Origin of the sequence: Rhodonellum sp., assembly GCF_030656585.1 — a bacterium.
Taxonomy (GTDB): domain Bacteria; phylum Bacteroidota; class Bacteroidia; order Cytophagales; family Cyclobacteriaceae; genus Rhodonellum; species Rhodonellum psychrophilum.
This window is the reverse complement of record NZ_JAUSPP010000021.1, coordinates 21,432-44,897: the sequence shown is the minus strand read 5'-3', so window position 1 is coordinate 44,897 and position 23,466 is coordinate 21,432. Positions and strand designations below refer to the sequence as shown.

Annotated in this window: 13 protein-coding genes; 10 read left to right on the top strand and 3 right to left on the bottom strand. The window is 43.6% G+C overall.

Going from position 1 to position 23,466, the window contains the following annotated elements; all coding sequences use genetic code 11:
- The first annotated feature begins 204 nt into the window (after positions 1–204).
- The 4 genes from Q7J63_RS04790 to Q7J63_RS04775 all read left to right on the top strand — a co-directional run bounded on the left by Q7J63_RS04790 (position 205) and on the right by Q7J63_RS04775 (position 9,894).
- Positions 205–783 (top strand): DJ-1/PfpI family protein, encoded by a 579-nt coding sequence (locus Q7J63_RS04790; RefSeq protein ID WP_304884387.1) that lies wholly within the window; start codon positions 205–207, stop codon positions 781–783.
- Positions 784–887: 104 nt separating this feature from the next.
- Positions 888–2,402: a catalase gene (locus Q7J63_RS04785; protein ID WP_304884385.1), complete on the top strand. Its 1,515-nt coding sequence runs from the start codon at positions 888–890 to the stop codon at positions 2,400–2,402.
- A 168-nt stretch (positions 2,403–2,570) separates the two neighbouring features.
- On the top strand, positions 2,571–7,613 hold the full coding sequence (locus Q7J63_RS04780; RefSeq protein WP_304884383.1) for a translocation/assembly module TamB: 5,043 nt from the start codon (positions 2,571–2,573) through the stop codon (positions 7,611–7,613).
- Positions 7,603–9,894: a BamA/TamA family outer membrane protein gene (locus tag Q7J63_RS04775; RefSeq protein WP_304884381.1), complete on the top strand. Its 2,292-nt coding sequence runs from the start codon at positions 7,603–7,605 to the stop codon at positions 9,892–9,894. Before Q7J63_RS04780 ends, Q7J63_RS04775 begins: the two co-directional genes overlap by 11 nt.
- A 312-nt stretch (positions 9,895–10,206) precedes the next feature.
- Here Q7J63_RS04775 and aceK read toward each other — a convergent pair whose 3' ends face one another.
- Positions 10,207–11,934, bottom strand: a complete 1,728-nt coding sequence (gene aceK, locus Q7J63_RS04770) for a bifunctional isocitrate dehydrogenase kinase/phosphatase (protein ID WP_304884379.1) — start codon at positions 11,932–11,934, stop codon at positions 10,207–10,209.
- Positions 11,931–13,400 (bottom strand): helix-turn-helix domain-containing protein, encoded by a 1,470-nt coding sequence (locus Q7J63_RS04765; protein ID WP_304884377.1) that lies wholly within the window; start codon positions 13,398–13,400, stop codon positions 11,931–11,933. Before Q7J63_RS04765 ends, aceK begins: the two co-directional genes overlap by 4 nt.
- A gap of 165 nt (positions 13,401–13,565) precedes the next feature.
- Here Q7J63_RS04765 and aceB point away from each other — a divergent pair, with 165 nt between their 5' ends.
- The 6 genes from aceB (at position 13,566) to Q7J63_RS04735 (ending at position 19,952) form a co-directional block, all read left to right on the top strand.
- Complete coding sequence (gene aceB / locus Q7J63_RS04760; protein ID WP_304884375.1) at positions 13,566–15,167, top strand: malate synthase A; 1,602 nt, start codon at positions 13,566–13,568, stop codon at positions 15,165–15,167.
- Between the two features lie 52 nt (positions 15,168–15,219).
- Positions 15,220–16,500: an isocitrate lyase gene (gene aceA, locus Q7J63_RS04755; protein WP_304884373.1), complete on the top strand. Its 1,281-nt coding sequence runs from the start codon at positions 15,220–15,222 to the stop codon at positions 16,498–16,500.
- Between the two features lie 513 nt (positions 16,501–17,013).
- Positions 17,014–17,691, top strand: coding sequence for a hypothetical protein (locus Q7J63_RS04750; protein WP_019597617.1), 678 nt, complete (start codon positions 17,014–17,016; stop codon positions 17,689–17,691).
- Complete coding sequence (locus Q7J63_RS04745) at positions 17,688–18,326, top strand: CoA pyrophosphatase (protein WP_304884370.1); 639 nt, start codon at positions 17,688–17,690, stop codon at positions 18,324–18,326. The genes Q7J63_RS04750 and Q7J63_RS04745 overlap by 4 nt, the downstream gene beginning before the upstream one ends.
- A 55-nt stretch (positions 18,327–18,381) precedes the next feature.
- Entirely contained in the window at positions 18,382–19,635 is a 1,254-nt protein-coding gene (locus Q7J63_RS04740) for a DUF819 domain-containing protein (RefSeq protein ID WP_019597615.1), read from the top strand.
- 80 nt (positions 19,636–19,715) lie between these two features.
- Positions 19,716–19,952, top strand: a complete 237-nt coding sequence (locus Q7J63_RS04735) for a ferredoxin (protein ID WP_019597614.1) — start codon at positions 19,716–19,718, stop codon at positions 19,950–19,952.
- Between the two features lie 550 nt (positions 19,953–20,502).
- On the opposite strand, the gene Q7J63_RS04730 is transcribed toward Q7J63_RS04735, so the two are convergent.
- The gene (locus Q7J63_RS04730) at positions 20,503–23,298 is read right to left on the bottom strand and encodes a TonB-dependent receptor (RefSeq protein ID WP_304884367.1); all 2,796 of its coding nucleotides are present in this window, start codon (positions 23,296–23,298) and stop codon (positions 20,503–20,505) included.
- Positions 23,299–23,466 lie beyond the last annotated feature (168 nt).

Genomic DNA, 23,466 nt, shown 5'->3' with positions numbered 1-23,466 from the left:
ACAGTCTTAATTTTGGAAATATTTCACGGGCATCCCCACTCCAAAGGCGCTTGCAAGATTGTAATTCTCAGAGGCGACGCTCAGGAATGTCTATTCATCCCCTTTTTTAAATTTGAGATATCGAGGAAAAATTTTCGAAATTGGTGAAGAATGGGTAACTTTAAAATATGAGTATTTTGATTTTTATTAAAAACTATTGAAGATATGACCAAGAAAATATTGATGTTGGTGGGGGATTATGTAGAGGATTATGAGGCAATGGTCCCTTTTCAAGCCATGTTGTCGGTAGGATTGGCTGTGGATACGACAGCACCTGACCGCAAAAAGGGAGAAACCGTACCAACAGCGGTACATGATTTTGTGGGGGATCAGACCTATAAGGAAACGGTGGGACACCGATTTGGGATTACGGTCAATTTTGACTCCGTAAATCCAGCGGATTATGACGGATTGTACATCGCTGGGGGCCGTGCTCCCGAGTACACGCGTTTGAATAAAAAGGTGATCGAGATAACCCGACATTTTTTTGATGAAAACAAACCTGTAGCAGCTATTTGCCACGGGATCCAAATATTGACAGCTGCCAGGGTTTTGAAAGGGAGAACCCTGACGGCCTATCCCGCCATTGGTCCGGATATAGAGTTGGCGGGTGGGATTTGGGAAAATGTCCCTGTCGATCAAGCGGTTGTAGATGGTCAGCTCGTCACCTCTCCTGCATGGCCCGGACATCCTGCTATTTTGAAGGAATTCTACAAGATATTGGGCTTGAAAATCTCTTCTTGATCCAAAGCAAACAATAATTTCCCCATCAAAAGGTTAGTAGATAATCATTACTGAAAAGCTTTTTATTTTAAAATTTTGATAACAACAACCAAAACAAGCCATCCATGTCTGACGAAACCAAGCACAATAAACTCACTACGGCATCCGGTAGGATTTATGTGGAAAATGAAAACTCGAAAACGGTGGGTCCAAGAGGTCCAATTCTTTTGGAAGATTATATTCTTCACGAAAAAATGGCCCATTTCAACAGGGAGAGAATTCCCGAAAGGGTGGTGCACGCCAAGGGTTCCGGCGCTTTCGGGACTTTTACTGTCACCCATGACATTACCCAATATACCAAAGCGAAAATCTTCAATAAAGTAGGAAAAAAAACAGAGATGTTTGCCCGTTTTTCTACCGTCGGTGGTGAAAAAGGATCTGCCGATACGGAGAGAGATCCACGCGGTTTCTCTTTGAAGTTTTACACAGAGGACGGAAATTGGGATTTAGTGGGGAACAATACACCAGTTTTTTTTGTGAAGGATGCCAAAAAATTCGGTGATTTTATCCATACCCAAAAAAGAGATCCTTTTACCAACATGAAATCCCCTACGATGATGTGGGATTTTTGGTCCCTCAATCCCGAATCCTTGCATCAGGTGTTGATCTTGATGAGTGACCGGGGTACGCCGGATGGTTACAGACACATGAACGGATATGGATCGCATACCTTTTCGCTGATCAATTCAAAAAACGAAAAGACCTTTGTCAAATTCCATTTTAAAACTGCCCAAGGCATCAAGAATTTCACTGATGCAGAGGCCTCCGCAATGAAGGCAAAGGACATGGATTATGCCCAAAGGGACCTGTTGGAATCGATAGAGAATGGGGATTGTCCAAAATGGAACCTCCGGATTCAGTTGATGACCGAGGAGCAATCAAGAAAAGTTGAATTCAATCCTTTTGACTTGACCAAAGTTTGGCCGCATAGCCTATTTCCCTTGATCGATGTTGGGGTAATGGAATTGAACCGCAATCCGGATAATTATTTCCAGGATGTGGAGCAAGCTGCCTTTGCACCGGCGCATGTGGTGGATGGGATCGGATATAGCCCCGATAAAATGCTTCAGGGAAGATTGCTTTCCTACCCGGATGCGCATAGACACCGATTGGGAGGGAATTATGAGCAAATTCCTGTGAATAGATGTCCCTATGCCGTCAACAACTATCAAAGGGATGGCCAAATGAGGATAGATGGGAACGGAGGCAGAAAGCCGAATTATTTCCCGAACAGCTTTGACAATATCGAAATAGACGAAAGTTACCGAGAGCCTTCAGAGCAATTGGAAAGCACCATCGCAGACTGGTATGACAGAAACTCCAAGGTCGGAGACAATGACCATTACTCTCAGCCTCGGGCACTCTTTCGGGATGTCATGTCAGAGGAGGAGCAAACCAATACGATCAACAATACCATAGGAGCGATGTCAGGCATTTCCGGCCCTATGCGGGAGGTGATTGTCAACAGACAGTTGTGTCACTGGTTTAGGATGGACAATGAATTCGGGTCAAGAGTTGCCGAGGGTCTTGGCGTGGACGTAAACGCCGTGATGGAAAGCATGAATGTAATTCATGATTAAGGCTTAATTCTTTTCTCTTTTCCTTAAAAGGCCACTCTTGTGTAGCGAGAGTGGCTTTATTTTTGATCAATAAATTCTTTATTCTGTTATATTTGTTGATTACACTCACTAAAGCGCACTCTTATCAAAAAATTTTTCTATAAGCTGCTAAAAATCATAGGGATAACCTTGGCTATACTGCTTATCCTATTGGTTTCGCTGGTATTTTTTATCAGAAGTCCTTGGGGCCAAGGCATAATCGTGGAGAAGGCAACATCCTTTGTTTCAAAAAAAACAGGTGCCAAGGTTGAAATCGAAAAACTTTTTTTGACATTCCGGGGAAATGTATATCTGGAAGGATTATACATCGAAGATTTGGTTGGAGACACCTTGCTGTATTCCAAAAGCTTGGAATCGGGCGTGGCCATTATGCCCTTGATAAAAGATGGAGAAATCAGGATTTCCAAACTGGAATGGGAAGGATTGGTGGCCAGAATACGAAGGGATGAAAACACCGAGCAATTCAATTTCAACTTTTTTATCGAAGCGTTTTCTCCCAAAGAAGGGAATAAAGAAGTAGGGGTGAGTGTTTCCGATACTCCCGAAGGAGAAGAAAATGCCCTGTCCATTACTTTAGGGCCTGTAAGTTTCAAAGATTTCGACTTGATTTATCAGGATGAAGTGACCGGGATGGATGCATCCCTGATCATCGGTGAATTGGTATTGGAAACAGAGCAGTTGAATCTTGAAAAATTTGAATTCTATATCCAAAATCTAACCCTCCAAGACAGCAAAATCCATTACCATCAAACCAAACCCTTTCTACCTTCAGAGGTGGATTCCTTGGAAGAAACGCAAATGCCACTGTTGGTGGTGGAGAATTTCCTGATGAAAAACGTGGAACTCCTCTATCAGAATGATCCGGACAACCAAAAAGCAGACGTCAAAATAGGTTCGCTGACTTTCCAGATACCAGAGGCGGATCTTCAATCCCAAAAAATCTCCGTCAAAACCTTTGCCCTGAATCAATCCTCGATTCTTTTTCACGATTTTTCTGAAAAGACCGGCGCCGCCACAGCTGCAGTGCGCGTGGACGGTGATCCAACAGGATTTTCTTGGCCTGAATGGAACATTGAAATTGGGCAGTTTGATTTGGAAGACAACTACCTGGAATATAAAAGCAAGGATCAGCCTGTACGGGCTGGCTATTTCAACCCTGAAGCCATCCTCTTGGATCAATTCAATTTGTCGGCCTCTAATATTTTTCTGAAAAATCAAAAAGGGGGATTAAACCTTCGAAAGCTTGTTTTCACCGAAAGCGGAGGATTCCAGCTGAAGGAATTTTCTTTTAAAGCCAAAGCTTCGGATACTGCAATCCACCTTGAGGAATTGTCTCTGGAGACAAACCGCAGTATTCTTTCCGGGGAAGTGGATTTGTCCTTTGCCTCCCTCCAGGAGTTGATTGAATTTCCCGACCGGATCAAATTTGATTTGTCAGTGGATAAATTGCGGGCGGATGTCCGGGATGCTTATTATTTTGATCAGACATTGGCAAGGGAAGAAATGATCCGAAAACTTGCGGTATTTCCCTTTGACCTATCCTTGAGGGCGAATGGGGATCTTTCCCAAATCGATATCCCAAAACTCAATCTTTCATGGGGGCCCAAAACCGTTTTGAACGCAAATGGACAGATCACCAATCCTATGGATACGGACTTGTTGGCATTTGATTTCCCCAAATTGAACCTGAAAACCGACAGGAAAACAATTGCCAAATTTGTCGAGGAAAAAAATCTGGGCATCCGTTTGCCTGAGGATTTGGAGATTCAGGCCTATGCCTCAGGAAAACTGGATGATCTGGTGGCTTTTGTCCAGCTGGACACTGAATTGGGCCAAATAATTCTTGATGGAAAATACCGGGATATTGGGCAGCTCGCATTTGAGGCGGATTTGAAAGTGAAAGATCTACAATTGGGAGAGATTATAGAAAACCCAGAGATTGGTTCTTTGACCTTCCAGATTCAGGCTTCAGCGGAGGGCGAATCGATGGGTACGCTGAATGCATCTCTGAATTCCACCTTTGAGAAGCTGAATATTTATGGAAGGGATTATGCCGGCTTGGCCTTGGAAGGCCAACTCGAATCCGGTGTGGGGGAAGTGAAAATGTGGTTGAAGGAAGAGTTTTTGGATTTTGAACTGTTGACAAAACTTGACCTTGATACGGTCAATTCCAAGATTGACCTGACCTTGGATCTCGTAGGGGCCAATTTTTTTGAATTGGGACTCTCTTCACAAGATCTCCGGAGCAGTTTCCGCTTCAATGCACAGTTTGAAGGAAATCCTTCCAGTTTTGATGTGAAAACCTCCCTGGAGAATTCCATTGTGATCATTGACCAAAGAACCTATCCTTTGGGAGCACTCGATTTGGTGGCGCATGTAAGGGAAGACAGTACCAGTGTGGATATCAAGAGTTTGATGGTCAATGGGAAACTAAGATCCAATACCTCACCCCAAGGATTATCTGAAGCGATTCAGCGCCATTTAAGGCAGTATTTGGATGAGAAAGATTCCGTAGTGAACGGGACGGTTGAGATGCGTTTGGACCTGGTCATCAATCAAGCGCCCATCCTGAACCAGGTATTGTTGAAAGGATTGGATCAACTCGATAGTGTGAAATTAAGGGTGGATTTCAAAGCAAGTGAAAACAAACTGGACGCTGATTTGGATTTGCCTTATATTAAATATGGCGCTGTCGAAATAGACAGTCTTGGGCTAAGGGTCAGATCTGACCAAGAGGATTTGAATTTGGCATTTGGATTCTTGGCACTGGAATCCAGCCCCTTGTCCATGGGTAGGACGTATTTCACAGGCGAGCTGGAAAACTCCAGGTTGTATTTCGATTTCAATTCCTTTGATGGGGAAGAAAAATTGATGCACTTGGCGTCCGATATCGGCTTTAGCGGGGATACCCTAAGCATCCATATCAGTCCAAAAGATTTGCTCCTGAATAAGGAAGCTTGGCAAATACCTGAAAACAACCTTATTGCCTTTTCTGACAAATACCTTCATTTTGAGGAATTCAGATTCTTCAGGGAGCAACAGGAACTGGAGATCAGGGATGACTTGGCTGAAATTGAGGACGATCATTTGGCCCTTGTTTTCAAGGGGTTTAGACTGGAGACTTTTACCAGTTTGTTGAATCCCGATCAGTTCGTTGCAGGTGGTCTCATGGATGGACAGTTTATCGTCGAAAATCCTTTCGGTGCCACTGGTTTGTTGGCGAATCTGAAAATCACGGATTTGAAGGCCTTGGATGTTGCTTTGGGGAATCTGAGTCTGGATGCATCTTCCAGGACAATGGGGAATTATGAAGTCAATCTAGCACTCAAGGATGGAGGAATCGACCTTGACCTCACCGGTGATTTCAAGGCAAATGAGGAAGCGGGCACATTTGATCTTAACCTTGATTTGAACAAAATAAATATGGAGGTCTTCGCAGGACTTTCGGGAGATGAAGTGAGAGATGGCTCTGGATATATTTCTGGTAACATCAAAGCCAGTGGATCTACCACCGACCCGATTTACTCAGGGGATATCCGGTTCAACCAAGCGGGCTTTGTCCTGTCGCAATTGAACTCCAAACTTTTGCTTTCCGATGAGGCGATCCGCATTGACAACGATGGGGTGTATTTGAAGAATTTCACTTTTTCGGATGCTCAAAACAATACATTTTCCATAGACGGAAGTGTCTTCACAGAAACTTATACCAATCCGTCTTTTGATCTAAAGATAAACGCCAAGAATTTTTCAGCAATAAATTCTACCATCAAGGACAATGACCTCTTCTTTGGTAAGGGGATTATCGATGCGGATGTGACTGTAAAAGGGGACCTCAATCTACCTGTGGTTGTGGCTACTCTGGGCGTAAAAAGCGGAACGAAATTGACTTTTATTGTTCCGGAATCCCAATTGGATCTGGTGGAGAGAGACGGGATTGTGGTGTTTGTAAACCGTCAGGATCCTTACGACATTCTTACGCGATCCATAGAAGAAACCACTTCCGGGTTTGTTGGCTACGATATTCGGGCAAGGTTGAATATTGATCCAGCCGCGGAATTCAACATCGTGGTGGATAAAAATTCAGGGGACAATCTCCTTGTTTCCGGTCAGGCCAACCTCAATATGGAAATCAATCCGAATGGAAGGATTACACTCAGTGGTTTGTATGAAATCAACAAAGGCCATTATGAAATGTCGCTTTACAACTTGGTCAGCAAAAGGTTCGAGATTGGTCAGGGAAGTAGGATCACCTGGAACGGGGACCCGATGGATGCAGATCTCAACATCAGTGCAATTTATGCAGTTAGGACTGCCTCTTCCGAATTGATGTCCAGCCAACTTTCTGGAGCCGATGCAGGGTCTAGGACGCAATACTTACAAGAATTGCCTTTTTTGGTGTTTTTGAATGTCAATGGGCCACTGCTAAGACCTGAAATATCCTTTAGATTGGATATGCCCGAAGACCAGCGTGGAGCCATTGGTGGCAATGTGTATTCCAGGGTTTTGCAGGTAAATGACCAGGAAGACGAATTGAACAAACAGGTGTTTTCTCTTTTGGTTCTCAACCGTTTTTTCCCAACAACGGGAAGCGATGGTTCCGGTGGAGGAACCTCAGCGATCGCACGGAACAGTGTGAGCCAGGTGCTTTCCGGGCAGCTGAACGCACTCTCCAGCAATGTTTTTGGAAAAAGTGGACTGGAGTTGGATTTTGATTTGGACAGTTTCACGGATTACCAATCGGGTCGGCCACAAGACAGAACGCAATTGAACGTGAGTGCTCGGAAAAGACTGTTCGATGATCGGCTGATCGTCCAGGTGGGAAGTCAGGTGGATATTGAGGGGAGTTCCCAAAGCCCCGATCAGGAAAATGCAGTTTTGGGAAATATAAGCCTTGAATACATGTTGACCGAAAACGGCAGGTACCGTCTCAGGGCTTTCCGGAGAAACCAATTCGAGAGTATCATTGACGGCCAGTTGATCGTGACAGGCTTTGGCCTGATTTTCAACAGGGAATTCAACAGATTTACTGAATTGTGGCGCGGTATTGATTTGAACAAGGACAATACCAATCCAATAGAGGAGATTGAAAATCAAAATCGCGAAAATTCCGAAGGAAAAAAAGAATCCAAACCTTCCAAAAAGGAAAAAATTAAGGAGGAAAATGAAGATTAGGAACATATATATTGTCTTTTTGATTTTTTTGAACAGTCTATTTATAGGATGTAGTGTAAAAAAATATATCCCTGAGGATGAATTTCTCTATGAAGGTGCTGAACTGAAGTTGGAAACGAAAGAAAGGGTTTCCGACCTTAAGGCAATTGAGTCCGAGGTAGAGGGTTTGATCAGGCCCATTCCAAACAAGAAGATATTGGGAATGTACGTTGGGCTCTGGGCGCATTATAAAGGGTCCAAGGAGAAGCCTGGTTTTATCAATCGGTTTTTGAAAAAAAAGCTGGGGCAGGAACCGGTTTACTTTAGTGCTGTTGATCCACAAAGAACCGAAGAATTGATTTTGAACCGTTTGGAAAACAGAGGTTTTTTTTATTCCGTCACCAATTCAGATGTGACCCGAAAGGAAAAATTCGCCAAGGTGGATTACACGGTGAAGATTTCAGCGCCCTATACATTGGTCAATTTTAAGATAGACCGGGATTCTCTGGAAATTGACAAGCAAATTATCGCTTTGTTGGAGGATACTCAGATCAAGGAAGGAATGAGGTTTGATCTTGCCACACTTCAAGAGGAGCGTTTGAGGTTGGATGGAGCATTGAAGAACAAAGGGTATTATAATTTCAATCAGGATTATCTCGTATTTGAGGCGGACACCAATATCAGCGATACCCTAAGGAAATTTGACCTTTTTCTCAGGTTCAAAAAAAGTGTACCGACTTCCGGCATCATTCCCTACAAAATTGACAGAATCAAGGTTTTCCCTAACTATTCCATTGATGATGAACGCGAAAAATTGGATACCGTTTTCCTGGAGGGAAAGGAATTTATCCAAGGGAAAGTGGTGTTCAAGCCTGCTCTCCTGGATGAATACATCCTGATAGACAGCGCAGACTATTTCAGTCCAGAAAAATCAAGGCTCACCAGTAACCGTTTGAGCTCTATTGGGAATTATAGATTTGTCAATCTTCGCTACACCGAATTGGAAAACCGGGGGGATCAGGGATCACTTGAAGCAAGCATTTACCTTTCGCCGCAGACCAAGCGCTCGGTAAGGGTAGAGCTTCAGGCGGTATCCAAATCCAATAATTTCGCGGGTCCGGCATTAAACGTTACCTATCGCAACAGAAATCTTTTTCTGGGTGGGGAATCACTGAACATAACAGGGAAATTTGGCTACGAAACGCAGATTTCAAGTGGGGAAAGAGCGGGTTTGAATTCTATTGAGTTGGGCCTGAAAGCAGACTTGATCTATCCAAGGGTGGTCTTTTTTATCCCAATCAAAGAACGTTTCAGCTATTCTGTACCGAAAACCAAAATCAGCTTGGGTACCGAATATCTCAGCAGGGGAGGCTTGTACAAGTTAAATACATTCTCCGGTAACTATGGTTATTTTTGGAATGCAAACCGTTTTGTTTACCATGAAATCAATCCGATCAGTATCAATGTGGTGAACTTGTCCAGAACATCGGATGAATTTGAGGAAATTTTGAACAAAAATCCCTTTTTGCGCAGCAGTTTTGACCAGCAGTTTATTGCGGGAATAAATTACACGTTCAATTATAACAAGTTGTCAGACAAATTCAGGACCCATGGGATTTTTGTGGCGAGCACAGTTGATTTGGCTGGAAATGGGATTAATCTGGCCAACAGGGTTTTTGGTGGAGACCCGAACACTTTTTTGGGTCTAAGATATGCGCAGTATTCACGAGGCGATGTTGATTTTAGATATTATCTCAGGATGAATCAAAAGCACACCATCGCAACCAGACTTTTTGGTGGAGTGGGGATTCCTTATGGCAATTCCAATTCCTTGCCCTTCGTCAAACAGTTTTTCTCTGGGGGGCCAAACAGCGTCCGCGCATTCCGGATCAGGTCCATTGGTCCGGGCACTTACCGTCCCGAAGAATTCAATTTGGGCTCTTTTTTCGACCAGGCAGGAGACATCAGGTTGGAGGGAAATATCGAGTACCGCTTCCCGATTGTGTCAATATTGAAAGGGGCGTTTTTTATGGATGCCGGGAACGTCTGGTTGATGAACGAAAACGAAGCCCTTCCAGGGGGTAAATTCACCTCGAAATGGTGGAACGAACTTGCAGTAGGCACAGGGTTTGGCTTGCGGTTTGACATCGAGTTTTTTGTGATCCGCTTTGATCTCGCCACACCCCTTAGGGTTCCATCATTGCCAGAAAATGAGCGCTGGGGAAATTCCTTCGATTTTCGGGACCGAAATTGGAGAAGGGAAAACCTGGTGTTCAATTTTGCCATCGGCTATCCTTTTTAACCCGTTTATCTCGGGCTTTAACCCGTTTTATGCCGGGTTTTAACCCCTTTTATGCATTTATATTTCTACTCGATCCTCAAATTACTTAGGAATCAGTCGGTTCTTCGAAATTTTGACTTCACCGATCGGTGCTATCCGTTTTTCTTTAAACCTGGATTTGCATTATCAATTCAATTTAAGGATGTAAATTCCTGATAATGATATATTTGGTTAATTTTTTTGACTTCACCACATAGGTGTGATGCCTTATTTTTCAAAAAGCCTGATTTTCATGCAGGCATTGCTCTAAGGGAAACCTCATGGTTCTTTGAGTTAAACCTCTTCTTCAGGTCGAAACCTCATGCTTTTTGGATAGGGGAAAGCATGCAGCAATTCGCCCGTCCTTATTTTTTCCTGGATTTCGGTCCAATGGTCTGGATTGAACAGCTTTTCGTGAAACGCCAAAAAATGGGGCTTCACATCGGCACGGCCAATCATAAAACGTCTGAAGTCCTCAGGAAACACATCGTTCTTGGCAATGTCATACCAAGGTGCCGATGCATAGATCTGCTCATAGTTTTCTGCCTTAGGTTTCCACCGGAAATTCATGTCTGTCAAAAACTCAATTTCGTCATAATCGTAAAAAATAACCCGCTTTTGCCGCGTAACGCCGAAGTTTTTGACCATCATGTCTCCGGGGAAAATGTTCGCCTGTGCCAATTGGAGGATGGCATTGCCGTATTCCTCGACCACGTGTTTGGCCTCTTCCAGTGTACAGCTGTCCAGGTAGATGTTCAGTGGGACCATTCTCCTTTCGGTATAAAGGTGTTTGATGATCAATTCATCCTGCGTGAATTCGAGCAGGGAATTGCAGGTATTTTTCAATTCCGTGACCAATTCCGGGTGAATCCTGTCGAGCGGCAATCGAAAAAATTCGAACTCGTGGGTATCAGCCATCCTTCCCACCCGATCGTGGAGGGAGACCAATTTGTATTTTTGCCGGACTTCCAGCCTGGTCATGCTTTTTGGGGGTTCAAAATGGTCCTTGATCATCTTGAATACGATGTTATAAGAAGGCAGTGTAAACACCGTCATGACCATCCCCTTGATCCCCTCTGCTTGGATAAAGGGATCCGAAGTCCTTTCGAGGTGATTTAGAAAATCCCGATAGAACTCTGTTTTCCCATGCTTGTTAAAGCCGATGGCATTGTAGAGTTCATGGATGAGTTTTTGGGAAATCACAGAGTTCAGGAAGGCGATGATTTGGGATGGAATCTCTGCCTCCACCATGAAATAAGACCTGGAAAAGCTGAAAAGCCCACTCATGATGTTGGGGTCAAAAATCAGGGTATCTACATAAATGCCTTTGGGGCCATTCATGTAGGGAATGATAAAAGGCATCCATTTTCCACCAATTCTGGTTCTGCCGATCAGATAGGCCGCTTTGTTTCGGTAAAAAACACTCTTGAGCACTTGGGTGGTGGTTTCCGAAGTGGCTTGAAAACGGGTAAGGATCACCTCCCGGACGGCTTTCACCAGGTACTGGATGTCCTTTTCCTTTTCCATATAGGGAACACCGAAATCAAAATCCGCAACGATTTTTCTGATGATTTTCTGTAAACCCCATTGGGAGGGATAATTGTAGAACAAATGTTCTTGAGGATGAATGTCACAGGTGTCATAGCCTTCACGGACAAACATCAATTCATCGGAAATGGCCAATCCCGGAAATGTTTTTCTGATCACCGAATTGAAAAAGGTCTCCGCAAGTTCTTTGTCTTTTCTTTCTGTGATTTCCCAATTGTAATCAGATTTTATTTCTTTCCACAACATGATATTCCCCACCTGATCCTTTAAAATTCCTTCCAAAATGAGGCGGGTAGCATGCACCTGATCCTTGTAAAGGAGTAATCTCCTCCTGTGGTTTTGTTGACTTGCATTCCAATCCCTTGATTTGAAGAAATGTGGGGCATGGCTGGTCAATTCCTTAAAAGAATTGATGTAGCTTTCAAATCCCTGATGGATGAGATGAACGATGGTTTTGCTTAATTCGGCATTCATGAAAATTCTCTTTTGATTTCGGCCAATCTTTTTTCCTTCTCTTCCTTTTTGTTCTGTGCTTCAAGAATGTGTGCAGGAGCAACTCTCACCTCGCAATTTTCCACGGGACACCTTTGACAGGTTGTCCCCACATGTTTGAGGAGGATTTTGGAATCATTATGGAACTTCACCTTTTTCTTGAATTGGGAATTCACTTTTAACCCAAATGAAATACTCACCTGCTCTTGCTTTTCCAGACCTGATCTGTATGCGATGGCAAAAACAAAATAGGATTGTCCATCTGGATAGAAGGAATACTGGCCTTTTCCGATTCGGTTCTTGTTGTGCATCTCAAACTCTTTGAAAATCGTAGCCGAAACCCATCTGCGGCAGTAATCCTCCTTGTTTTTGGAGGCGTGCGGATGGTGAATTCCCGTGAGATGCAATTCCTTATTCAGGGAGAAATCCCCTGAATTCAAGTTTTTGGTGATTCTTAAGAAGAACAATTCCTTGAGACCAAAATGCTTTGGAAGAATATTCGTCATTCTGTAAACCAGTGTTTCGGGAGTGACATTGTACTTCTCTATCAAGGACAAAAGTTTCTCTTCATCCAATTTGTCCTGTGCAAAAAAAGCCTCCAAGTCTTTGGTGATTTCTTTTTCCGGAATCAAAAGTGCGCAACTAAAATAGCTCGCTTTGAAGTTGTTCAATACTTCCTCAAAGGAATTGACACTTACCCAGGAAGAGGTATAGGCCCTTTTCTGGAGATTCAAATGATTGTATCCAAGTTCCCTGCCCAAGGCAAAAACCCTTTGGTTTTCAGTCAAATGGGGGTTCAAAAGCAATTTTGGATTTTTGCCAGGGAATAAAACCGTCCGTGTTCCCTTGAGGCTCTGATCGAGATCAAAATCAAAAGACTCGATTTGATAATTGTACTTTTCCACCAAAATCTGATGCAGAATGGCTGAATTGGGCAAGTGAACCAAAGAGTTTAATTTTTTGAAGTTTTCTACCTCAAGCTCGATTTTAGGGAAATAATTGTCATGCATCTCTTGGTAGGCGCGGAGGGAAGAAAGGAAAAATTCCTCCTTGGAGATGTCGTATGCCCTGCTGATGTCCATTAGGGTGATGATAAAGGCATTCAGCTTAGAGGGAGCATCGGAAAGCAATTCAATAAATGAGCTGACATCTATCCCGAACAGTTCCAGGGGAAGTTCAGAAAGGATGTCCGATTGGAGCAAATCAGAGATGGTTTTCATTTTGTCCTCCAACTTGAGGGAAACCAAATAATCATAGTTTACCCCCAGCACTTCTGCCAATTTGAATATTTTGTCAGATTTGGGGTATTTTTTTGACTTTTCAATCTCATTCAGATAGGAGATGGAGATTCCCGTCAAATCGGAAAGTTCCAGAAGGGAAAGGTTTTTCTCCTTTCTGAGATGCTTTACTTTCAATCCGAAAATTATCCTGATATGCTCTTCTTTCACGATTTACCTTTTTTGATTAAGCGAAGATATTAAAAATATCAGTTGAAATAATTTTTTGTGAAAAATCATAAATAAAAGAAAAGTAATAAAAAGCGAAATTTCGCTTTTTATATTAAATTCGTTTTCCTACATTTATCACATCAATCACATAAACCATTTATCATCATGACCATAGCAGTATCAGATACTTTACAGTTAAAGGTTTTGGGAGAGATGTCCAAAGCGTATGAAAAGATTCTAACGCCCGAAGCATTGGGGTTTTTGGCTTTTCTTGAATTGAAGTTCAGGGAAAAGAGGTTTTCAATTCTTGTCAGAAGGCAGCGAGTCCAGCAGCAGCTCGAAATGGGGGAGTTGAAATCGGTGTTGGCGGAGATTCCGGATGTAAGCGGGAATTGGAGGATCGCGGCCATACCGGAAGATTTGGAAGATAGGAGAGTGGAGATCACAGGTCCTGTGGATCGGAAAATGGTCATCAATGCGCTGAATTGTGGGGCAAAGGTTTTTATGGCGGATTTCGAGGACGCTACTTCTCCCACCTGGGACAACATCATTACCGGACAAATCAATCTTTACGATGCCATCCGAAATCAAATTGATTTTGAAGCCGAAAACGGAAAAACCTATGCGTTGAATGCCAAGCATGCGGTATTGAAAGTGCGACCAAGAGGTTGGCACTTGGAGGAAAAAAACATGGTCATCAACGGGGAACCACTTTCCGCATCATTGGTTGATTTTGGATTGTTTTTCTTCCACAATGCAAAAAAATTATTGGAAAATGGCTCAGGACCTTACTTCTACCTGCCAAAGTTGGAAAGTCATTTTGAGGCCCGTTTGTGGAACGATGTATTTGTAGCGGCTCAGGACTACTTGAAAATCCCTCAAAAGACGATCAAAACCACTGTTTTGGTAGAAACCATTTTTGGGGCTTTGGAGATGGACAATATCGTCTATGAGCTTAAGGATCACCTCGTGGCCCTCAATGCCGGCCGATGGGATTATATTTTCAGCATTATCAAAAAATTCAGAAATAATCCCTCCTTCATACTTCCCGATAGAAGCTTGGTAACGATGGAAACGCCCTTTATGAGGGCTTATGCCACCAAACTTGTGGAAATATGTCATGCACGGGGTGCGCATGCCATCGGTGGGATGTCTGCTTTTATCCCCGCCAAAGATGCAGAAATCAACCGCATGGCCCAAGAAAAAGTGAAGGCGGACAAAGAGAGGGAAGCCTCCATTGGGTATGATGGCACCTGGGTAGCCCATCCATTTCTGGTACCCATTGCTGAAGAAGTTTTTACAAAGGCCTTTGATCAGGGACATGTCAATCAAAAAAATAAGCGTCCCTTTCTTTCAGGATTTGAAACAGAGGATTTATTGGATGTGAGGATTCCAGATGGGAGCATCACGGAATCCGGAGTGCGGACCAATATCAATGTGGGTATTCTTTATTTGGAAAGCTGGCTTTCTGGTGTGGGTGCAGCAGCATTGTATAATCTGATGGAAGATGCCGCCACGGCCGAGATTAGCCGCGCCCAACTTTGGCAATGGATCAGGCATGGTGTCCAAACCAAGGACGGCCAAACCATCACCGGAGAATTTTATTTGAGCCTCAAACTCCAGGAAATGGAAAAAATAAAAACCCTTTTGGGGGAGGAGAGGGCCAATGGAAGGGCTCTGCAACAGGCATCTGCGCTGATGGATAAGCTGGTGCTTTCTAACGATTTTGTCGATTTTCTCACGCTCCCTGCCTATGCAATGCTTTAAACTATAATGACCTTATTCTTAAATCACAACAATCAATTTAACCCTAACAATTATGAAAAATCAATCAATCGAAAATGCCTTGGCGATGGAAAACGACTGGAAAAACAATCCAAGATGGAAAGGCATCCTTAGAAATTATTCTGCACAGGATGTTTTGCGACTCACCGGAAGTTACAAGTTGGAGTTTTCCATTGCCAGAATGGGTGCAGAGCGGTTTTGGGACAAACTTAACAATCAACCCTTTATTGCAGGCCTTGGCGCACTGACGGGGAATCAAGCCATCCAGGAAGTCCAAGCAGGACTGGAGGCCATTTACCTGAGTGGCTGGCAAGTGGCTGCAGATGCCAATTTGGCTGGTCAAATGTATCCCGACCAAAGTCTGTATCCTGCTGATTCAGTTCCCGCAGTGGTCAGAAGAATCAACAATGCACTTTTGAGAGCAGACCAGATTCAGTCCGTATCGGGAAACACGGATTTGGAATACTTGGTCCCGATCATCGCTGACGCCGAAGCTGGTTTTGGTGGAAACCTGAATGCATTTGAGTTGATGAAAATGATGGTAGAAGCAGGAGCCTCAGGTGTCCATTTTGAAGATCAATTGTCTTCTGCCAAAAAATGCGGACACCTGGGAGGCAAAGTATTGGTCCCGACACAAGAAGCGATCAATAAACTTTTGGCGGCAAGGTTGGCAACAGACGTATGTGGTGTTCCCACTATTGTCATTGCAAGAACGGATGCTGATGCAGCCAATTTGATCACCTCGGATATTGATCCCAGGGATCACAAGTTCATTACGGGGAAAAGAACCTCGGAAGGTTTTTACGAAGTGAATAATGGAATCGAACAGGGAATTGATAGAGGACTTTCCTATGCGCCCTATGCCGATTTGATTTGGATGGAAACCTCCAATCCTGACCTGGGTTATGCGAGGGAGTTTGCCCAAGCCATCCATGAAAAGTTTCCTGGCAAAATGCTGGCCTACAACTGCTCTCCATCCTTCAACTGGGCGGCGCATCTTTCGAAGAGCGAGATGCTGACTTTCAGGGAGAATTTGGCTGAACTGGGCTATAAATTTCAGTTTATCACCCTAGCCGGATTCCATGCACTCAACACCAGCATGTTCGAACTTTCTTTGGCTTACAAAGACAGGGGAATGGCGGGGTACTCCGAATTGCAAGAAAGAGAATTTTCTTTACAAAAAAATGGCTTTAAGGCAGTGAAGCACCAAGCCTTTGTTGGGACGGGTTATTACGATGCAGTTCAGCAAGTTGTCACTGGTGGAGAATCTTCTACAATGGCTTTGAAAGGGAGTACAGAAGAGGCGCAATTTTAACAGAATAAAATTTTCGCAATCGATTGTTTGCAGTTTTTAAAAACATTTTATACCTTTCGATCATGTTATTCATACTTTGAATATCTACAATAGGTTTAATAGGTTTGAGAGATAAAAAAGGTCCAGGCAATGTCTGGACCTTTTTTGATTTTTGGCCAAAACATGCTTGATTTGTATTGCGGTTTTGCTTTTTGGCTGCTGGTTTTTTCTGCAAAAGCGTTGAACCCGTTTTATGCATTCCGAACTCAATTCAAGCTTGTAATTAACGGATAATGAATGAGGTCTTGACTATTTTTGAACTTGCTCTTTTGGCATGAAGAATTAGTCTCCCTATAGTCTGATTTTCTTCCAGCTTCGATCCCCTTTGGAAATGGAATGCATATTTCGGGTTTAACCCGTTTTTCCATTAACTTTGGATCTGGAATGTCTGGCTTGACTGTATTTGAGGCCTGATCCAATAAAAGCAATGAACAACACATTCAATTTTTGTCTACCAAATCCCACTCTGAAAAAATGGAAGTAGTTTTCTTCAATCGGACATCAAATCCCATTTGGTTCTTTCTTTTGATCTTGGCTTTTTCTTGTTCTTCTGATAAAGAAACAAAGGAAGAAACCAGTGAAGCTCTGATCTTGACCGTGGAAGAAAAAGAAATGACCATGGTCCTGGAAGGTTTGGGGCAATTTCCGGAATGGACGGCCAATTGGAAAAGCATTGAACCTGGATTCGACGCAACGGCTTTCGATTTTGCCAGAGGCTATACCTATGAGGTGTTGGAATGGCCCGAGGAAAATTTCATCATGCCCAACACTGCCTTTTATCCCTATCTGGTTCCTCAGCCAGATGGCAACGGCGTAGTGGACATCTACAGCTATAAAGTTTCCTTCAATGAAGAAGGAAAGCCCTATTTCAATCCGGATTCCGAAGTCATTTATTTCAAATCCAACGGGATGCGGGAAAGACTCCTTTTCATTGGGCCCTCCGGAGCTTTTGAGGAGGCCATTTGGGTAAGTCCCGATCACCTGCTGGTGGCAGGGATATTTGAAGAGGAAACCGGGGTCAGGCCCATCGTTTGGCTGATCATTCCAGGCGAAAATCGATACCTGTATTTTGAAAGTCCCGTGGTCTCCAGTCAGTATCCCCGAGAAGGATATCTAAAGAAGAAATTAAATAAGATCAATTTTTTGAAATGAAACTCGATAAAGTCATTCGTAAACTCGAAGAAGCTTTGAAAAAGCCCTTGCCTGGAAAGATGGGGCAGGGGACAATGGCGCCAAAACCGATTGATGCGCGCAGGTTCTCATTGAACATTCCTGAAAACCATCGAAAGGGGGCCGTATTGATGCTTTTCTATCAAGATGGGGAGGGTTGCTTGGTTCCTTTTATCAAAAGACCGACCTACGAAGGCGTCCACAGCGGACAAATTGCTTTTCCGGGCGGAAAATGGGAATTGACCGACCTGAATCTCGGAGAAACGGCACTGCGGGAAGCGGAAGAAGAAATAGGGGTGGACCGCAACAAAGTGGAACTGATCGGCAGGTTGACGGATCTTTACATTCCGGCGAGCAATTTCATGGTTTCTCCATTTATCGGTTTTACCCATGAAAAGCCGGAATTCAGACCCGATCCCTTTGAAGTGGAAAGGATCATCACTTTTCCTTTAAGTGACTTGTTGGACCAAAAAATCAGAAAAATGGGGTCCGTAAATATTGATTCGGGACTCAAATTGGAAACGCCTTATTTTGACATTGACCAAGAGATGGTTTGGGGCGCCACGGCGATGATCCTGGGCGAGTTTATGCAACTCTGGGAAAATTCCAGAGAATGATTTTTTGGGCATCTGATGCATTTGTGGTATTTATGCATTCTCAAATGAACAGAAAATGCAGGAAAATAGCCCACTGATCACCAATGATGCCGTAGTTTTTGGAATTTTGATGACCATATTGGCCTTGGTTTTTGCCACGGCTTCCAGCAAGAGAAATTTTTGGCTTAAATTTTACCGGGTTGTCCCTTCCATTTTGCTTTGTTATTTTGTGCCAGCGCTGCTCAATTCCTTTGGATTGATTTCAGGCGAAACATCCAGACTTTACTTCGTGGCGTCAAGGTATCTGCTACCGGCATCCTTGGTTTTGCTTACCTTAGGTATAGACTTCAAAGGAATTCTAAAATTGGGGCCAAAAGCCCTGATCATGTTTTTGGCAGGTACATTGGGAATCATACTGGGAGGCCCCTTGGCTTTGTTGGTGGTTTCAGCAGTTTATCCGGAGATTTTGGGAGGTGTTGGGCCGGACGAGGTGTGGAGGGGTTTGGCGACCATCGCCGGGAGTTGGATTGGTGGAGGAGCGAATCAGACAGCCATGCTGGAGGTTTTCGGAGCAAGTCCAGCCTTGTTCAGCCAAATGATCGCAGTGGATGTCTTGGTCGCCAATGTCTGGATGGCAGTGTTGCTCTATTGGGCTGCGAAACCCGAAAAAATTGACAAGCTCTTCCGGGCTGACAGTTCTGCAATTTTGGAGTTGCAGGAAAAGGTAGAAAAATACAGGGAGAGCATCCTCAAGGTGCCCAATATGGCGGATACGATGAAGATATTGGGTATTGGCTTTGGTCTGACGGGTCTTGCGCATTTGATTGCGGACAATGTGGCGCCCTACATCGGCGAAAATTATCCCCAAATGGCCCAGTATTCATTGGATTCAACTTTTTTCTGGATTGTCATCATTGCCACGACAGGAGGATTGATGCTTTCCTTTACCAAATCAAGGGAACTTGAAGGTGCCGGAGCCTCCAGGTTGGGATCGGTTTTGCTCTATGTTTTGGTAGCGACCATTGGGATGCAGATGGATTTGATGGCTATTTTTGACAGTCCAATCCTGTTTCTGATCGGGATCCTTTGGATGTTTTTCCACATCACCATCATGCTTATAGTAGCCTATTTGATCAAGGCTCCTTTCTTTTTCGTGGCTGTGGGGTCTCAGGCCAATGTGGGAGGTGCAGCTTCTGCACCCATCGTTGCCTCTGCCTTCAATGCCTCCTTGGCTCCAGTAGGGGTTCTGATGGCGGTATTGGGATATGCGGTGGGTACTTATGGGGCCTATTTGGCGGGATTGCTCCTGCGTTTTGTCCATGGACTATAAGAAAAGTGCCAGGGAAAAATACGGGTTCGAAAATTGCATTGAAGCAATTGCCTTAAATTTATCACAGAGACAATCAAATTATGCCAACTTATAGAAAATTCATTTTCGTATGCAACGGATCCGATTGTAAAAAATCAGGTTGCAAAAACCTCCAGTCTGAAATCAAGGAGTTGATCAAATCCGAGGACCACAAGGGGAAGTTCAAGATCATCAAAACCAAATGTATGGACTTTTGCAAATCCGCACCCGTGGTGGTGATCAACAATGAGGTGATCAAAAAAGCTGATTTGACGGATTTGAAGAAAAAAATGCTCTAGGCTTGTGATCTTTGCTTTTGGAAACATCTAAGGCGATATTTTGAAAGGACAAAGCCATTGCGGTTTTCATTTTAAGATGGCTGTCTTTGTAAACCTGTATTATGCATGTTCCATTTCACCCTGAAATTGATTCATCATCAGTCTTTTTTTAATTTCTGACTTCACCATATAAGCTCCAGTTGGTCTAAAGAGGGACTGATTTCCTGCAGTTTCAAGCCCTATTCGGAAGTGGAAAGTATATTTCGGGTTGAACCGTTCCTGAAAAACCCAATCTCCTAAATCATGTCTGCTTGATTCAATCCGTTTTACGCATTACGGACTCAACGCAATATTGTAATTGAATGACAATCAATTGGATGTTGACTATTCTTGATTTCACCCTATTGGTGTCAGGAATTATTCTTCCAATCGGCTGATTTTCTTTCAGTTTCAATCCCATTTGGCAACCTATTGCATATTTCGGGTTCAAATTTTTTTTTGTTGGGACCATAAAAAAAGGCTTTCCAATCATTTGGAAAGCCTTTTTTGAGTAAATATAAATTTGTTTATTCTAGAAATTGAAGCTCATTCTGGCAAAGATAAACCTTCCGTTGAAGCCCATTTGTTGGACTCTTCTGGAGTAGACAAATCTTCCTGCACTGAAGTTTCCACTGTGGTTGTGCATGTCTTGATAGACATCAAATAGGTTGTTTGCACCCACATTCAATCTTAAATGATCCGTGAATTTATAGCTTAGCGTCACATCGGTGACCACTTTGGGACTAAAAGTCTGGTCAAGTGTTTCCCTATTGCCTGTAAGCGTATTCACCGGCCAAGTACCTGGATCATTCCCCATCGTTGGATCAAGGAACACCACCTGCCCAAATCTAACGGCTCTTGCCATAAAAGTGAATTTTCCCACGTTATAGTTGGCCATAAAACTCACTTTATCCCTTGGATTGGCTACTTCGATCCTGCTTTGGTCTTCTCTGTTGAAATAGTTGCCCAATTGTCCAGTTTGCTCCAATATCGGAGACCCTTTGATAATCGCTTTGCCATCACTGTCTTTCTTGACGGTGTTGTTGATAAATGTACCGGCCAAGATAAAACTGATCGAAGAGGTGCTGTTCAGGTTGACATTGTAGGTGATGACAGATTCAATTCCCCTTGCGCGTGTGTCAATGGCATTGGTGAAGAAATTGGCGGTAGTGGCGTTGGCTGCTGCCAATTGTTGCCGAATGATTTCATTGCCACCGTCGTTGAAGTTGTTGGTCAATACAATCCTGTCATCGATGTCTATTTGATAGGCATCCACGGTGATTTCCAGATTTTCCGTGGGCTGTAAGGTCGTTCCGATGGTATAACTCCTGGAGGTTTCTTGCTTCAAGGTGGGTATGCCCAAGATCCTTGCAGGCTCACTGTTGTTTCTGAAAGTCCCACTTTCTATCGGGATAAGGCCACTGCCCGGCACTGTGACAAACAGCGTATTCACCCTGGAGTAATAAATCTGCTGCATGGAAGGCGCTCTGAACCCCGTACTGGTGGAGGCTCTCAAGGCGAATCCTTCAGCGATTTTATATCGGGAAGCGAGTTTGTAGTTGAAGGTACTTCCGAAATCGGAATAATCTTCAAATCTTATGGCGGCGGCTACGTTCCAGGATTTGGTGAATTCCTGCTCCACATCAAGATAAACTGCCTTGTTGTTCCTGTTGAAATATCCAGCAGTAGAAGGGGTGAAGCCGCCAAATACTTGAGAGCCAGCTGGAACTCCTGCGTCAGGATTGAAATTTCTGTAGGAGGTTTCTTCACCTGCCCTCACTCCGAATTGCTCGAACCTGAATTCAGCACCTACAGCCACATTCAGACCTGCCAATACATCGTATTTTCTTGCCGCATCGAAGTTGATCGTGTTCTGGAGAAAATTCAATCCCCCGGCATCAAATTCTGTTTGGAAATTGGCCGTCTGAAGTGCTTGGGTGTAATTCACGGATTCGGTGATTTCGAAATCGAAAATGTTTTGTCCAAAAGTATTGCTCAAATCAAATCTCCATTCACCAAGTGTGCCCATAAGTCCAATGGTATTGGAAAGGTCAGTAATGTCCGTATTGATTTTGGGCAAAAAACCATTTGGGTAAACCTGAAATACATTTCCACGAACTGCTGCGGGAACACTGTTTGGATAGCGATAAAAACCTGCAGCGTTTCCTTTTTTATTGTTGTATCCTCCAAAGGAGTAAATTTCCATTCCGTTTTTTAGCGGAAGCGAAAAATTGATCATGATGCCTCCTCCGTTTACTTCAGAGTTGCCAATACGCATGTCAAAATCATCACGCGAAAGACCTCTTGCCAGCAATTCGGCATTGTCCACATTTACTCCGCCAACTGCAGGAAAGATCTGTCCGGCATAGGTACCTGTTCTGTTGGTGAAGCCTCTTTTGACGTACTCGCCGGTAACGTTCAAAAAACCTTCCTTTCCGACTTTCATGCCATAATTCAAACCTGCGCTGACCATCGTTCCATCTGTTACGCTCACGCTTGAATTTTCCCCACCGCTGACGATGAAGTTTTTGTCATAATTGGTGACATGCGTTCCAGAAGCAAAGGATCCACTGAGTCCCACTGATTTTTTCAGGATAATATTGACTACTCCTGCGATCGCGTCGGATCCATATTGTGCAGCTGCTCCATCCCTCAGGATCTCGATTTTTTCCACTGAGTTTGCAGGAATGGCATTCAAATCCGTACCGACGGAACCTCTGTTCACAGTACCGTTTACGTTTACCAAGGCAGATTGGTGCCTTCTTTTTCCATTCACCAAGACCAAAACCTGGTCCGTTCCCAAACCCCTCAATTGTGCAGGGTCAACATGGTCAGAACCATCGGAAATGGTCTGCCTGCTGGATTGGAAAGAAGGGGCAATATAGGTCAGGATTTGGTTCAGGTCGACTTGACCCAAAGCGTCGATTACCTTGGATACCGGTATGATATCCACCGGTACGGGAGAATCTATCCTTGATCTCGCACCTACTCTGGTTCCCGTCACAATGATTTCAGACAAATCCGTGTCATCCGCAAGCATTGTGACATTGATACTGGATTGGTTGGCAATATTCACCTCTTGGGATCTCAATCCGATAAACGAAATCACCAAAATATTCCTTCCAGCGGGTACGTCGATTGAGAATTTACCTTCCATATCTGTCGTGGTGCCAGTGGTCGTCCCCTTGATCAGGACAGCTGCCCCAGGCAAGCCCAATCCATCTTCTTCTGTGATCACTTTCCCAGTGACCGTTCTTGTTTGTGCTTGTAGGGTTTGAGAAAAACTCAGCCCAATGCACACCAATAAAAAGAGTAACGATTTTTTCATAGAGTTTCTTTTAAGTTTTGAATGATATTTTAACTAAATTTAACTGTATTTGTTTAGAAAAGGAAAAGTCAGTCCTTTTTAATTGACAATTCAATGTTATTCAGAACTTTAGTTGGAATATTTGAATTTTTCAATAGGAATAGAACAGTGAAAAAATTCAGGATGAAG